The organism is Methylonatrum kenyense, assembly GCF_023195885.1.
Lineage (GTDB): Bacteria > Pseudomonadota > Gammaproteobacteria > Nitrococcales > Aquisalimonadaceae > Methylonatrum > Methylonatrum kenyense.
Genome location: NZ_JALPKO010000007.1, coordinates 110,095 through 124,495 on the forward strand (window position 1 = coordinate 110,095; position 14,401 = coordinate 124,495).

The window sequence follows — 14,401 nt, forward strand, 5'->3', positions numbered from 1 at the left end:
GTTGACAAACTTCGGTAAGCACAGCATGACAAGCGACAGCAATGCCTCGCGGGTTTTCAGTTTCGAGTTCTTTCCGCCCAAGAGCCCGGAAGCCGAGGCGCGCCTGCAACGCACACGCGAGCGGCTTGCGCGCCTGAATCCGCTGTTCTTCTCGGTAACCTTCGGTGCCGGTGGCTCCACCCGTGACCGGACCTTCGAAACCGTGGTCGAGATCCAGCGCAGCGGCGGCATCGACGCCTCGCCACACCTGTCCTGCATCGGCGCGACGCCGGAAAGCATCCGCGAGATCCTGGCACAGTACCGGGAGCACGGCATCCGCCATATCGTCGCCCTGCGGGGTGACATGCCGTCGGGCACCGGCATCGTCGGTACCGGTGACTTCCGCTACGCCAGCGAACTGGTGGAATTCATCCGTGCCGAGCACGGCGATCATTTCCGGATCGAGGTGGCCTGCTATCCGGAGGTGCACCCACAGGCGGATGATGCCGACGCCGATCTGCGGCACTTCGTACACAAGGTGCAGTGTGGCGCCGACAGCGCCATCACCCAGTACTTTTTCAATGCCGACGCCTATTTCTATTTCGCCGACCGCTGCCAGGATGCCGGCGTCACGATCCCGATCGTCCCGGGCATCATGCCGATCATCAATTTCAAGCAACTGGCCCGCTTCTCCGACGCCTGCGGTGCCGAGATCCCCCGCTGGTTGCGCAAACGGCTGGCCGCCTACGGTGACGACAAGGCCTCGCTGCAGGCCTTCGGAATCGACGTGGTCAGTGATCTTTGCGAACAATTGCTGGACGGCGGTGCGCCCGGCCTGCATTTCTACACACTGAACCAGGCGGGTCCCACTGAAGCCATCTGGCGCAACCTCGAGCTGCCGGTGGACACCACCGCCGCACCCGCCTGAGGTCAAGGCATGGCGTCCCGCAATCGCGCCCTGATCGAACGTGACCTGGAGGTGCTCTGGCACCCCACCACCCAGATGAAGGACCACGAATGGCTGCCGCTGGTGCCGATACGCCGCGGTGAAGGCGTCTGGCTGTACGACCTGGACGGCAACCGTTATCTGGACGCGATCAGTTCCTGGTGGGTCAACCTGTTCGGCCACGCGCACCCGCAGATCAATCAGCGCATCCGCGAGCAGCTGGACAATCTGGAACATGTTCTGCTGGCCGGCTTTACCCACGAGCCGGTGGTCGAACTCTCGGAACAACTGGTGGAGATCACGCCGGTGTCGCTGACCCGCTGTTTCTATACCGACAACGGCTCGTCCGCCGTGGAGGTGGCGCTGAAGATGAGCTACCACTACTGGCACAACAGGGGCCAGGCGGAGAAGCGCCGCTTCATTACCCTGAGCGGCAGCTACCATGGCGAAACCCTGGGCACACTCGGGGTCGGCGACGTGGCCCTGTACAAGGAAACCTACAAACCCTTGCTGATGGAGGCGATTACGGTGCCGTCACCGGACTGCTTCCAGCGCGAACCCGGACAGAGCTGGGAGGATCACAGCCGGGCGATGTTCGTCCACATGGATCAGGCCCTGGCCGAACATGCCGGGGAGACCGCAGCGGTCATCGTCGAACCACTGGTGCAATGCGCCACCGGCATGCGCATGTACCACCCGGTGTACCTGCAGTTGCTGCGCGAGGCCTGCGACAGGCATGGCGTGCACCTCATTGCCGACGAGATCGCGGTCGGCTTCGGCCGTACCGGCAGCCTGTTCGCCTGCGAGCAGGCCGGCATCTGTGCCGATTTTCTCTGCCTGTCGAAGGGCCTGACCGCCGGCTATCTGCCGCTGGCAGTTGTGCTCACCACCGATCAGGTGTACGAGGCCTTCTACGATGACTACGCCACGCTGCGCGCCTTCATGCACTCGCACAGCTACACCGGTAACCCGCTGGCCTGCAGTGCCGCACTGGCAACGCTGGAGCTGTTCCGCGAGCAGGACGTGATTGGCCGCAACCGGGAACTGGCCGAGCACATGGGAGATGCTGTCGCACATCTGGCCGAGCATCCGCATGTCGGCGAGATCCGCCAGACCGGCATGATCCTCGCGATCGAGATGATGCAGGATCCGGCCAACCGCGTCCCCTACCCGTTCCAGGAGCGCCGCGGCATCCGCGTTTACCAGCATGCCCTCAGCCGCGAGGCACTGCTCCGCCCGCTGGGCAACGTGGTCTATTTCATGCCGCCCTACGTCATCAACGAAGACCAGATCGATCACCTGGCACGGGTGGCGGAGGAAGGGATTGAGCACGCAACGCGGTAGCGTGGCGAGTGTTCGGTTTTCAGTGTTCAGTTTTCAGACGGCGCCCGGGCAACGGTGAGCGGCGGAGTTGAGGCCCAACGCAATGCCTAATATCCGGCTTGGTTCCAATACCATTCGGCTGCTCTAGACCGATCTGCAACAGCAATCCGAAATTCGCGCCGCAAACGCCCCTGAAAACTGAACACTGAAGCCTGAAAACCGCCGCGCGAAGCGCGGCTACGCGTCTACCCCATATCCCCCCACAGCGTCTGGACGGCAGCCAGGGCGGCGATGCCGGCGGTTTCCGTGCGCAGTACGCGGGGTCCGAGACGCATACAGGTCCAGCCGGCATGCCGCGCGCTGGCCACTTCCTGATCGCTAAGACCACCCTCAGGACCGACCAGCAGGCTGAGGCCATCGGCGTCCGGCGGCGGCAGTTCGGTAAGGCCGTGCCCGGCCCCCGGATCAAGCACCAGGCGACGGCCGGCGCCCTCGCGCGCGAGCAGCTCAGGCAAGGCGCGCGCCGGTAACAACCGTGGCAACTCCGCGCGGCCGCACTGTTCGCAGGCACTGACGATCACTCCCTGCCAATGAGTCTGGCGTCGGGCCAGGCGCCGCTCATCCAGCCGCACCACACTGCGCTCGGTGAAGACCGGGCCGATGCACGCCACCCCGAGCTCCACCGCCTTCTGGATGGCGGTATCCATGCGGTCGCCCTTGCTCACACCCTGAAAAAGCGTCAACGGCAGTGAAGGTGCCGTTTTGTTGGGTCGAGCCTCACCCAACGCAACGCGGGCACGGCGGCGCTCCAGGGCCAGCAACTCGCCGGGGTAATCCAGGCCATCGCCATTGAACAGAACCACCGCCTGGCCGGGGCGCGCCCGCAACACGCGCAGGTGCGCCGCCGGACCTGCCGGCAAGTCCAGTTCGCCGCCCGACTGCAGCGGTTGATCCAGGTAGAGTCGCGGGCACTTCATGGACTGGCTCAGGCCGGTTGGAGGTCGTTCAGCAGGCGGTCCATCGCGGCAAAGTCGGGTATCACGGCTGGGCCACCATCAAGCCGGACCGCTGCGGCGATTCCCGTGCCGTGCAGGCCATTCGGGTCGGGCTCGAGGTTGTCCGGTCGCACATGGGTCAATCGCGGCGATCCCTGGACCAGCATCACCAGAAATTCGCCATGCCGGACACTATCGACGCGCTTCAGCACCAGCAGGCGCCTGCGGGAGCTACTCGCGGCCGGCGTGCCGGTGGCCATGCACTCAAGGTCGATACACGGCAAGGGGCTTCCATGCCAAAAAAGCTGGCCGAGCAGCCAGTCCGGACCGCCCGCCGGTTCAGGCACCGAATAGGCCAGCACCTCGGCCACCATGGCACCGGGGACCAGCAGATTGCAGCGTCCCATCGGTGCCAGTAGGCCTCGCAGCGGAGAAGTGTCCGTTTCGCTCATATCTCGATTTCTGTTGTCGCCGGTCCGTGATCAAGCCGACGGTTCGGACTCGGATGCGATGGCCAGCCCGAGCAACTGATCCAGGTGGCCAAGCAGCACGCTTTCCTGATAGGGCTTGCCGAGGTAGTGCTGTACTCCCAGTTCCAGTGCTCGCTGGCGATGCTTCTCACCGGTGCGCGACGTCACCATGATGATCGGCAGCTCGCACAGCGCCGGCTCGTTGCGGATGAAGCTGGTCAATTCGTAGCCATCCATGCGCGGCATCTCTATATCCAGCAACATCGCGTCCGGACGATTTTCCTGCAACAGGGCAACAGCGTCGACGCCGTCCCGGGCCGTGATCACCCGCATGCCGTGACGTTCCAGCAGGCGGCTGGCGACCTTGCGCATGGTGATGGAATCGTCCACCACCATGACCAACGGAGCTCGCTCAGGGAGATCCGCGGCCAGCATCTCGCCGTCTGGTGCCGACGGGAATTCGGCAGGGTCGGCCCCGATCAGCGCCGGCAGATCGAGTATCAACACCACGCTGCCGTCACCCAGCAATGTGGCACCCAGGACGCCGGGCACGGCTGACACCTGGAGACCGACCGATTTCACCACCACTTCCCGGTTGCCCATCAGCGCATCGACATACAGGGCGAGTCGCGTGTCGCCAACGCTGACAAGTACCAGCGGTACCCGCTTCAGGCTCTGCGGCGGCGTGCTCTCCCCCATGCCGAGCAGCTGCGCCAGCGACATGATCCGATAGGGTTCGTCGTCATAATGCCGCATGTGATCCGCTTCGACGTCGGAAGACAGGCGATCCATCAGTTCCTCGCGCGCCATCCAGACCACGGCGCGGACGCCGTTCAACGGCATCGCAAACGCCTGTTCCTCGACCTGGCAGAGCAACGCCCGGTTGACCGCCAGCGTAAACGGCAACCGCAGGGTGAAACTGGTGCCTTCGTTGGCCCGCGATGCAATATCAATACTGCCGCCAAGTTGCTTGATCTGCGCGTTGACCACATCCATGCCGACGCCGCGACCCGAGATCTGGGTCACCTCGGTGGCGGTGGAAAACCCCTGGGCCAGGATCAGGCGCGCCAGATCCTGTTCACCGGATTCCGCGTCGTCGGTCAGCAGGCCACGTTCGACCGCCCGTTCGCGAATCGCCTGAAACCGCAGTCCGCCGCCGTCATCCTCGACCCGCAGGATGACATCGCTCCCCTCCCGCCGCAGTTGAATACCAATCGTTCCCTGCTCCGGCTTGCCGGCGGTGCGCCGTTCTCCCGGCGTCTCGATGCCGTGGGCGACCGCGTTGCGCAGCAAATGCTCCAGTGGCGCGACCATGCGCTCAAGGACGGTCCGGTCCATTTCCCCCTCGACGCCGCCAACATCGAGATACACCTGCCGCCCGAGTTCCTCGGCGGTTTGGCGGACGACCCGGCGAAGCCGCGGCACCAGTTGGGCAAACGGCACCATCCGGGTCCGCATCAAGCCATCCTGCAGCGAAGTCCCAAGCCGCGCCTGCTGCTGAAGCAGGGTTTCCGAATCACGCGCCATGCCATCCAGCAGCCCCTGCAGGCTGCTGAGGTCGTTCATCGATTCGGCCAGGGCACGGGACAGTTCCTGCATGCGGGAAAAACGATCCAGCTCCAGCGGGTCAAACTGCGGCGATCCATTGTCCGCCGCCGGGTCACGGTCGAAACGGTAGCGGATCTGTTTCTCGGTCTCGATCTCGAGCGAACGCAGCTGGTCCCGGACCCGGCCCACGGTTTGCTCCAGCTCGCCAAGATTGAACCGGAAACCGGACATCTGCTGTTCGATACGGGAACGGTAGACGCTGATCTCCGCGGCCTCGTTGACCAGCGTATCCAGCAGTTCGGAGGGCACGCGGATCTGGTCGCCGGAGGCGCTCGGCTGTCCACTCAGACGCCTGGGCGCCTGAGTCGCTTGGGGTGCTGCCTGGACCGGTTCCGGCAGTTCAAGGTCACGCAAGGCACGCCGCAGGTCCACCGCCGGCTCCGGTAGACTGCCTGCTGCCGCCTGCTCACACATCTGTTGCAAGCGCCCATGAGATCTTTCGAGCACCTCGCGCACTGCCGGCTCGGGGCGCAGTTCTCCCCGCTGCCTTTCGAGCAGTGCCTCCACCTCGTGGGCAAGATCCGCAATAGCCGACAGACCCGCCATGCGGGCTCCACCCTTCAGCGTATGCAAGGCCCTGCGGATCTCCGCAAGCGGGGAGCTGTCGGAAGGGTTCAGCTGCCATTGACCAAGCCGCTCACCGATCAGTTGCAAGGCATCGGTTGCTTCCTCCAAGAACAACTCAACCAGTGCGGGCTCGTCGTCCTGAGCCGGTTCGACCACATCGGGCGCTGCTGCCGTGCGGCCGAACTCCGCCAACTCGGCCAGCAGTTCCTCGGCTTCTTCCGGCTCCGCCGGCATACGCAGCGCCGCGAGCATATCGTCAAGGCGCTCGTGGACCCGACGCAGCACATCAAAAAGTCCGTCATCGACGGCCAGCGACCGCGCGTCAACCGCCTGCAGCACGGACTCGAGGCCCTGGCAGAGATTTCCCATCGGCGCGCATTGGGCTAGACGCGCCCCGCCTTTCAGGGTGTGCACGGTTCGCCGGAGCTCGGCCAGACGGGGCCGGGTATCACCCGTCCTTTGCCAATCGTCAACCGATTCTCCGAGCACCTGTATCAGGTCCTCGGCCTCCTCCAGGAACAGCAGCAACAGTTCGTCGTCTTCCTGGGTGGTCGAGTCCCCTGGCGTGCGCTTGTCGGCGAATGCCGGCCGGATGGCCTCCGGCAATTCGGCCATGAAGACATCGGCACGCTCGATCAGGTCGGCAACCTCCGGTTGCGGCAGGCGCGCGTCGGCCAGGCTGGCCACCAGTTCCCGGGTCCGACGCAGCGCAGCGTCCAGCAACTCAAGTTCCCGCCCCTGCATGGCCCGGCCCTGATCGCGATAGGCACAGACCAGGGTCTCCATGGCGCGACCAAGCGACGCCAGGGTCATCACCTCGGCCATTCTCGCGCTGCCGCTGAGGGTGTGCAGCGCACGGGCCAGTGGCTCGTTCACCTGCCCCCGGTAACCCTGTTCCCTGCAGCGGTCAAGAAACGCGCTGATGACCTGCAGGTGATCGTCGGTCTCGTTGCGGAAGACCTCGTAGAGGGCCGGGTCAAGCACCGGCTGGGGAGGACCTTTGGAAACAACGTAGGACGGAGCGGCCTCATCATCGTCTGCCGACGCCGAAGCGGCTGGCTGGTCGGCGCTTTCCGGCGGCTGGGCAGGCGATTCGCCTGGTGCTGAATCGGCCAGACGATCTGCCTGGCGCATCAACTCCCGCGGATCCTGCTCCGGCGCAGGGCCGCCACGCAGCTCCTCAACCATGGCCGGCAGGCAGGCCGTAACCTGCTGCACGAGCTGCCGCACGGGCTTGTCGGCACGCACCTGCCCAGCAAGCAGGCGATTCAGGAGCCGCTCGACCGACCAGGCCAGTTCCCCGACCAGCAGTGCCCCGATGGTCCGGCCACTACCCTTGATGGTGTGGAAATTGCGGCGAATGACAGTCAGCGGTTCCCGATCTCCGCTGTCCTCCAGCCAGCGTGGAATGTGCTCCTCGAGGGACGTTAGCACCTCCTCCATTTCTTCCAGAAATATCTCGACCAACTCCTCGTCGAGTTCCAGGGCGCGCACCGGCACCGCATGATTCACCGCCTCGCCGAAGCCGGCCCCGACCAGAGGTTCCGTGCGGGACGCCGTCACCGCGCCATCATCACCCTCCGGCACCGGCGTGCCGCTGCCCGGTTCAGCAGGCCCTTCAGATGCCGTTGCCGCCTCGCCGGGCTCCGCCATTGCGGCATCATCGATCTCCGACGCTGACTCGACATCCGGGACCGGTTCCTCCTCCGGCAGGGCGCCGGTTTGCACCTCGCCGGCAGCGTCATCGCTTGGCGCCGGTTCCGACACGCCGTCGGCGTCTGTCGCATCCGCCCCGGACAATGATTCCCCACCCTCGAACTCGGGCAAGGTCTCGGGTTTCTGCAACGACGCAAGACGCAGTTCGGCACGGTTAAGCCAGTCATCGCGCTGCTGATGCCCATCGAGCTCGTTCTCCAGGAACAGCTCGACCCCGGCGATTGACTCGGCAAGCGCCGTTTCCTCGTCTTCGGTCGGCCCGCCCGAGTCGCCACTGATCAGGCGATCGAGACTGTTGATCGCCGACTCCAGCAGATCCCGGCAGCGGCCCATCCCCAGAATGGATAGGGCGCCGGCAAGGCGGTTGCCGAGTTCGTTCACGGTTTCCGCGGAATCGCCATCACGCAGACGCCGCATGACGCCGTCCTTCAGTCCGTCGATGTCATGCAGCACCTCGTGCAGCACCTGCCGCCTCAACGCTCCCTGGCGCAGGCGGAACAGCGCAGCGTCGCTGATCGAACCATCGTCGTTGAGCGCGTCTTCGGGCTGCAGGGCGGCGCCTGCGATTGCCGCTTCGAGACTGGTCTCGGCCAACAGCAGGGCGCGAGCCACCTCGACCATTTCCGCTTCGTCCGCATGGCCGCTGGCGCGACAGGCAGCAATCGCCTCGCGCCGCTGACGGATGGCGTTGGCCGGAACAACGAGTCCGGCCATTGCCAAGGCCCCGGCCACGCGGGTCAGGATGTCCTCGGCGTCGGCCAGGCGTCCGACCTCCGCCTCGCCGCCGCGGGCCACCATGTCCAGTGCATCCTCCAGCGCCGCCAGGTCTTCCTCGATTGCCAAGGCAGCAGCCCGCAGTACGGCGGCGCCGGGCCTGGCGACGCTTTCCGCGCTTGCCGGCGAACGGCCGGGAGGTGTATCGAATTCGCGCCCAGGCTGCGCGACGCGCAACGCGTCCAGCAAATCCGCTGAGGGAATCTGGCGCTCCTGTTCGGTCGCATCCGATCGGGCGAGGTCCCGCAGTTGTCGGTCGATCATCCCGAGCAACACCCGCATCCCGGGACTCGGTGCGCTGTTCGCCTTGCCGAGATCCTCCAGCAGGGCCCTGACGCGCCACCAGCACTCCTGCATCGGCGGCCGCTGGCTGGCCTGACTGAGGCGCTCGGCAAGGCCCACCATCTGGGGCACGGCCTCGAGCCGGCCCCGCAGCAATTGCAACAGACCCCGCTGGTAAACGGCGCGGCCGGCGCGGGCAACGCTGTGCAAGGTACCGGGTTCGCCGGAGTCGGACGGGGGGTTCACGGCTTTGCCGCGCAGGCGCTGGATTCGATGCAGCAGTGGACCAAGCTGTGCGCAGGTACCGTGCTGCCCCGCCTCGATGCGATCGATGCAATCGGCAAGCCGCAAGGTGCCGGTCATCAAGGCATCCTGCACGTCTTCGCGGCCGTCGTCGTCGGCCCTGGCGATGAAATCCGCAAGCAACAATTCCAGCTCACGAGCAAGCTGTGCCAGGTCCGTCAGGCCCAGCATCGCGAAACTACCGCGCGCATCGCGAAGGTGCTGACCGCAACGCTCCAGCTCGCGCCGGTTGGCGTAATCCTCGGTGTAGTCCTGAATCGCCGCGGCCGCCTCGTCCAGACTGCGGTCGATCTCGTCCCGCAGCCAGGAAAGCCCGCGCAGGACCCTGTCGGTCTCAGTCATCACGCAGCTCCCGGTGCCGGACCGCAACTGCCTCCGATGCCCCCGGCCACTCGCATCGTGGGGTCATCGGCAGGCGTCTGATCACGGCAACTTGAAACCGGAGACGGATTCGCGCAGTTCATTGGCGAGCTCGGTGAGGTTGCCAATGGAGGTCGCGGTCTGGTTGGTACCGGCCGAGGTCTGCGAGGTGATTTCCTGGATCACGTTCATCGAATCCGACACCCCGGTGGCCGCGCGCGACTGCTGGCGGGCGGTTTCACTGATCCGCGTGATGAGTTGCGCGAGTTGCTCCGAGGTCGCCTGGATCTCCTTCAAGGCCTCACCGGCATCCTCAGCCAGGCCGGCACCGGCGACTACGCCGGCGGTGGACTGCTCCATCGACGTCATGGCTTCACTGGTATCGGTCTGGATTGCCTTGACCAGCGCTTCGATCTGCTTGGTGGCACCGCCGGAGCGTTCGGCCAGACGTTGCACCTCGTCGGCGACCACCGCGAAGCCGCGTCCAGCCTCACCCGCCATGGCCGCCTGGATCGAGGCATTGAGCGCCAGGATATTGGTCTGGTCGGCGATATCGTTGATCAATTCGACGATGTTGCCGATCTCCTGAGAGGATTCACCAAGACGCTTGATACGCTTGGAGGTTTCCTGGATCTGCTCACGAATACCATCCATGCCGTCTATGGTTCGGCGCACGGTCTCGCCACCGCGCTGTGCCAGTTCCACTGAACGGTGCGCGACACCCGCTGACTCCTCGGCATCCGCCGAAACCTGCCCAATGGAGGTCACCATTTCGCTGACCGCTGCCGACGCCATGGTGATCTGGTGCGACTGATGATCGGACGCCTCGGCGAGTTGCAGCGCCGTGGCCTGGCTGTCGGAAGCGGCGGTGGAAACCTGGGCGGAGGTCTCGTTGATCGTGGTAACCAGATTGCGTAGCGCGTCGGTTGCGTCGTTGAAGGCATCCGCGATTGCGCCGGTAAAGGCTTCTCCCACGGAAGCCTCGACGGTCAGATCGCCTTCGGAGAGCCCCTGAATCTCGTCAAGCAGATTGAGGATCGCCATCTGGTCCCGCTGGGTACTTGCCGCCAGCCTGGCGCGCTCGGCCTCCAGCGCCTCGCGCTGGCGGCGGGACTCGGCCCGCACCAGCACGACCTGCACCAAAAGGACCACCAGAGCCACGAGCAACAGCCCGGCCAGGGCCTCGGTCGGCAGCATCGCGGCACCGTCCAGCTGCTGACTGAGCAAGCTTGCCAGCGGTATCGCCAGCAGCGCGACCAGGATCACGCTGAACAGCACGGTCAATGTCTGCAGTCGATCGGTCTTGCCTTCCATCCGTCATTTCCCCGTTCTGGTTGTTCGATCGCCGGCAATCGGCGAGAGCTCAGTTGGCGGCGCCGGAAAACTCCGGGTGCGACGCAAGCCCGGCCACACTCAGCACCTGCCAGGATTGGCCCTGATCATCGAATTCACCGGACAGCACGGCGGCCAGCCCAGCCGGGACATCGCCCGCTGCAGCCGAAAGACTGTCCAGCGGAAACTGCCGCATGCCCAGGACCTCGTCGACCAGCAGACCGGTGGTGAGCTGATCCGCTCGGGCGACCAGTACCCGTGATGATCGAGTGATGGTGCTCATCCCGTCACCGAGAAAACCCGCCAGATCCATGATCGGAAGCAGGTTTCCGTGGACATTGGCAACACCACGCAACCAGTGGCGGGCACGAGGCACGGGCGCCACCACCGGGTAGGGCACGACTTCCTCGACCTCACCGGTGCGACAGACGCAATACCGTCCAGCGAGGCGGAACGCCACCCCCAGCCATTGTTCGGGCAGCGCCTCAAGTGCACCCTCCGGCGTCATTGGGTGCTGCTGCGCCAGTTGGTTGAGGCGCTGCAGTATTGCAAGCGGGGTTTCGCTCGACGTCTCCATCAGGCCGCCATGACACTGCGGACCTTGTCCAGCAGTTGCTCCTCGCTGACGGGCTTGATCAGGTACTCTCGGGCACCCTGGCGCATGCCCCAGATGCGGTCCGTTTCCTGATCCTTGGTGCTGATGATGATCACCGGAATCGCGCTGGTGGCTGCATCCCGGCTGAGTTTGCGCGTCGCCTGGAAGCCGTTCATGCCGGGCATGACGATATCCATCAGGATCAGGTCCGGGCGCACCTCGCGCGCGATCCGCAGGCCTTCCTCGCCGCTGCCTGCGACCAGTACCGTGAAATCGTGCCGCTCCAGCATGCTGCGAAAGACATGTGTCTCGGTCGGCGAATCGTCAACAATCAGAACCCGTGCCATGCCCTGCTGCCCCCGCCCGTCGCCGTGCATCGTGTGCCGGCCTTGCTTGTTTCCACCCTGGGGCCCTGCCCCCGCCCGTCTTCCGATGTCACCGCCCACGCCCGGCAACCGCGGAACGATCACCCAGGTAAACACGGATTTATTCCAACGTCTGCGCCCGAAACCGGTGTTGCTCATCTGGCAAGGCGCGGCGCCGGTTCGGTAGCTGTAGCCACCGGGTCGGTGGCGCAACACTGCCAGGGGCCAAAACCGGCCGGCGTCTAGGGCAAGCGTGCGAATAAATCCGTGTTTCCCTAGGCGGCAGTGGCGACATGCTGCCGTATCGCTCCCAGCAACTCGTCACGAGTGAACGGCTTGGTCAGATATTCCTCGGCCCCCGCGATCCGGCCACGTGCGCGATCGAACAGACCGTCCTTGCTCGACAGCATGACCACCGGGATCTGGAGATACGCGGGATTGTTCTTGACCAGGGCACAGGTCTGGTAGCCGTCAAGCCTGGGCATCATGACATCGATGAAAATGATGTCCGGCCGGTGATCGGCAATCTTCGCCAGGGCCTCGAAGCCATCCACCGCGGTGATGACGGTACAGCCCTCCCGGCGCAGAAGCGTCTCTGCCGAGCGACGGATGGTGCGGCTGTCATCGATCACCAGGACCTTGAGCCCGCCAAGATCCGGAGCGTTGCTGGTCTCGTTCAAATGCTCGCCTCCGAACAGATACCGGGTACGCCCTGCAACCGTGGATCGGCTTGCCCGCACGGCACGACAGGCACCCGCCATGCCCTGATGATCAGATGTAGCATAGCGCTCTGCAGGGCGCTACAACATGACGGACAAGGCGTGACGGACTTCGCATCCTGTAGACTTCCGGTCCGTCCCGAACACGGAGCAACAAGATGGCAACACGCCTGGGCATCCTGATGGATCCGATCCAGCAGATCACACCTTACAAGGACACCTCCCTGGCAATGCTGCTGGCCGCCAGTCGGCGCGACTGGCAATTGCACTACCTGGAACTCGCCGACCTGTTCCTGCGTGATGGCGAGGCCTGGGGACGCAACCGCGAACTGCGGGTCCGGGATGACAATCAGGACTGGTTCAGCCTCGGCGCCGCCAGCGAGGCACCGCTGGCCGAGCTGGATCTGCTACTGATACGCAAGGATCCGCCGTTCGATGGCGAGTACCTTTACGCAACCCAGATCCTGTCACTCGCCGAGGACCAGGGCCTACTGGTGGTGAATCGGCCGGCCGGGCTGCGGGATGCCAACGAGAAGCTGGCCTCGGCCTGGTTTCCGCAATGCTGCGCGCCGACCATTGTCGATGCCGATGCCGAGCGGCTGAAACGTTTTATCCAGGACCAGGGACATGCGGTGCTGAAGCCGCTGGACGGCATGGGTGGACGCTCGATCTTCGTGCTCGCCGACGGCGACCCGAACACCACCGTGGTCATCGACACGCTGACTGACGGCGGCCGCCGTTACGCCATGGCGCAGCGCTATCTGCCGGAGATCCGCGACGGCGACAAGCGAATCCTGGTCATCGACGGCGAGCCGGTGCCCTACGCGCTGGCGCGGGTGCCTGCATCCGGGGAAACCCGCGGCAACCTGGCGGCCGGCGGGCGCGGCCTGGGCCAGCCTTTGAGCGATCGCGATCAGTGGATCGTGGACCAAGTGGCGGAGACCCTGGTGACGCGAGGACTGCGATTCGTCGGCCTCGACGTCATAGGCGATTACCTGACCGAGGTCAACGTCACCAGCCCCACCTGTGTCCGCGAGCTCGACGCCCAGTTCGATCTGGACATCGCCGGACAGTTGCTGGATCGCCTCGCAACGGACCTGAACGACCGCTGATCGGACCGGCGACGGCAATGCTGGTCCGCCTGCGGCCGGTTCCGTACCATCAGTCGGCAGGGGCGATGGCATTGTCGGACCATCGCCATCAGCGCGTTTCCACCGGACCATGCAGCAAGCCACTGTCACCAGCAATGACCGCCTCAGCATGACGCTGTTCCTGGCCGCCGTGATCCACGTGCTGGTTATCCTCGGCCTGGGCTTCAGCGGCGTCCTGCCGACGCCCCGGTTTCCGCCGTTGATGGAAATCACGCTCAGTCAGACACCCACGGAAAGCGCCCCGGACGATTACGACTTCCTCGCGCAGCATGACCAGGTTGGCGGCGGCAGCAGCGAGCAGGCCACGGCGCCCCAGGCGCCGGCCGCAGCAGCCAGCGCAACGCCACGCCAGTCAGCACGGCAGGAGCAGACCAGCGAACAACAGCTTGAAGACACGCCACTGGTCGGTCTTGATACGGAGCGGGCGGCCACCGAGGAACCCGAGACCCCGGAAAAGCAGGAAATGGAGCATTCACATAGCCCGGTGGCGCAGCCGGGGATCGACAGCCAGGTAGTCGACATTCACCAGCGCCTGGACTGGGATGCCCGGTACCCGAGCGCGCAACGCATCGACGCGCGCACCCGCTCCCACCATGCCGCCGCCTACATGCAGGACTGGGTCGACACCGTGGAGGATGTGGGCAATCGTCATTATCCGAGCGAGGCACGACGCCTGGGGTTGACCGGCAGCCTGGTGCTCGAGGTCATGCTGCGGCCGGACGGCACCGTCGCCCGCGCCCGCGTGCTGCGGCCATCACCCTACCCGCTGCTCGACGAGGCGGCCCTGCAGCTGGTGCAACTGGCCGCACCCTATGCTCCGGTGTCGGATGATGTACTGGACGGCAACAATCGGCTTGTCATCACCCGTACCTGGGAGTTCGTGGGCGGCAATCAGTTGCAGGCACAATGAGGACAT

At 65.1% G+C, this 14,401-nt stretch carries 10 protein-coding genes and 1 pseudogene; 4 read left to right on the plus strand and 7 right to left on the minus strand.

Annotated features, from left to right (window positions below):
• Positions 1-25 precede the first annotated feature (25 nt).
• Both metF and M0534_RS09870 read left to right on the plus strand, forming a co-directional pair.
• Positions 26-907 carry a methylenetetrahydrofolate reductase [NAD(P)H] gene (gene metF / locus M0534_RS09865; RefSeq protein ID WP_248568259.1) on the plus strand — a complete coding sequence of 294 codons (882 nt, stop codon included), beginning with the start codon at positions 26-28 and terminating at the stop codon, positions 905-907.
• A gap of 9 nt (positions 908-916) precedes the next feature.
• Positions 917-2,269, plus strand: a complete 1,353-nt coding sequence (locus tag M0534_RS09870) for an adenosylmethionine--8-amino-7-oxononanoate transaminase (protein WP_248568260.1) — start codon at positions 917-919, stop codon at positions 2,267-2,269.
• 224 nt (positions 2,270-2,493) lie between these two features.
• On the opposite strand, the gene M0534_RS09875 is transcribed toward M0534_RS09870, so the two are convergent.
• The 7 genes and pseudogenes from M0534_RS09875 to pilG all read right to left on the minus strand — a co-directional run bounded on the left by M0534_RS09875 (position 2,494) and on the right by pilG (position 12,295).
• Entirely contained in the window at positions 2,494-3,225 is a 732-nt protein-coding gene (locus M0534_RS09875; protein WP_248568261.1) for a 16S rRNA (uracil(1498)-N(3))-methyltransferase, read from the minus strand.
• A gap of 8 nt (positions 3,226-3,233) precedes the next feature.
• A complete protein-coding gene (locus tag M0534_RS09880) occupies positions 3,234-3,695 on the minus strand; it encodes a chemotaxis protein CheW (protein ID WP_248568262.1) in 462 nt (153 codons plus the stop codon).
• 30 nt (positions 3,696-3,725) lie between these two features.
• Positions 3,726-9,305, minus strand: a complete 5,580-nt coding sequence (locus tag M0534_RS09885; RefSeq protein WP_248568263.1) for an Hpt domain-containing protein — start codon at positions 9,303-9,305, stop codon at positions 3,726-3,728.
• Between the two features lie 81 nt (positions 9,306-9,386).
• Positions 9,387-10,592, minus strand: a pseudogene (locus M0534_RS09890) (methyl-accepting chemotaxis protein); the annotation flags it as partial.
• 94 nt (positions 10,593-10,686) lie between these two features.
• Complete coding sequence (locus M0534_RS09895) at positions 10,687-11,232, minus strand: chemotaxis protein CheW (protein ID WP_248568264.1); 546 nt, start codon at positions 11,230-11,232, stop codon at positions 10,687-10,689.
• The gene (locus tag M0534_RS09900) at positions 11,232-11,597 is read right to left on the minus strand and encodes a response regulator (protein WP_248568265.1); all 366 of its coding nucleotides are present in this window, start codon (positions 11,595-11,597) and stop codon (positions 11,232-11,234) included. The genes M0534_RS09895 and M0534_RS09900 overlap by 1 nt, the downstream gene beginning before the upstream one ends.
• A 293-nt stretch (positions 11,598-11,890) precedes the next feature.
• Entirely contained in the window at positions 11,891-12,295 is a 405-nt protein-coding gene (gene pilG, locus M0534_RS09905) for a response regulator (protein WP_248568266.1), read from the minus strand.
• 197 nt (positions 12,296-12,492) lie between these two features.
• On the opposite strand from pilG, the gene gshB reads away from it, so the two are divergent.
• A complete protein-coding gene (gene gshB / locus M0534_RS09910; RefSeq protein WP_248568267.1) occupies positions 12,493-13,446 on the plus strand; it encodes a glutathione synthase in 954 nt (317 codons plus the stop codon).
• A 109-nt stretch (positions 13,447-13,555) separates the two neighbouring features.
• Positions 13,556-14,395, plus strand: coding sequence for an energy transducer TonB (locus tag M0534_RS09915; RefSeq protein ID WP_248568268.1), 840 nt, complete (start codon positions 13,556-13,558; stop codon positions 14,393-14,395).
• Positions 14,396-14,401 lie beyond the last annotated feature (6 nt).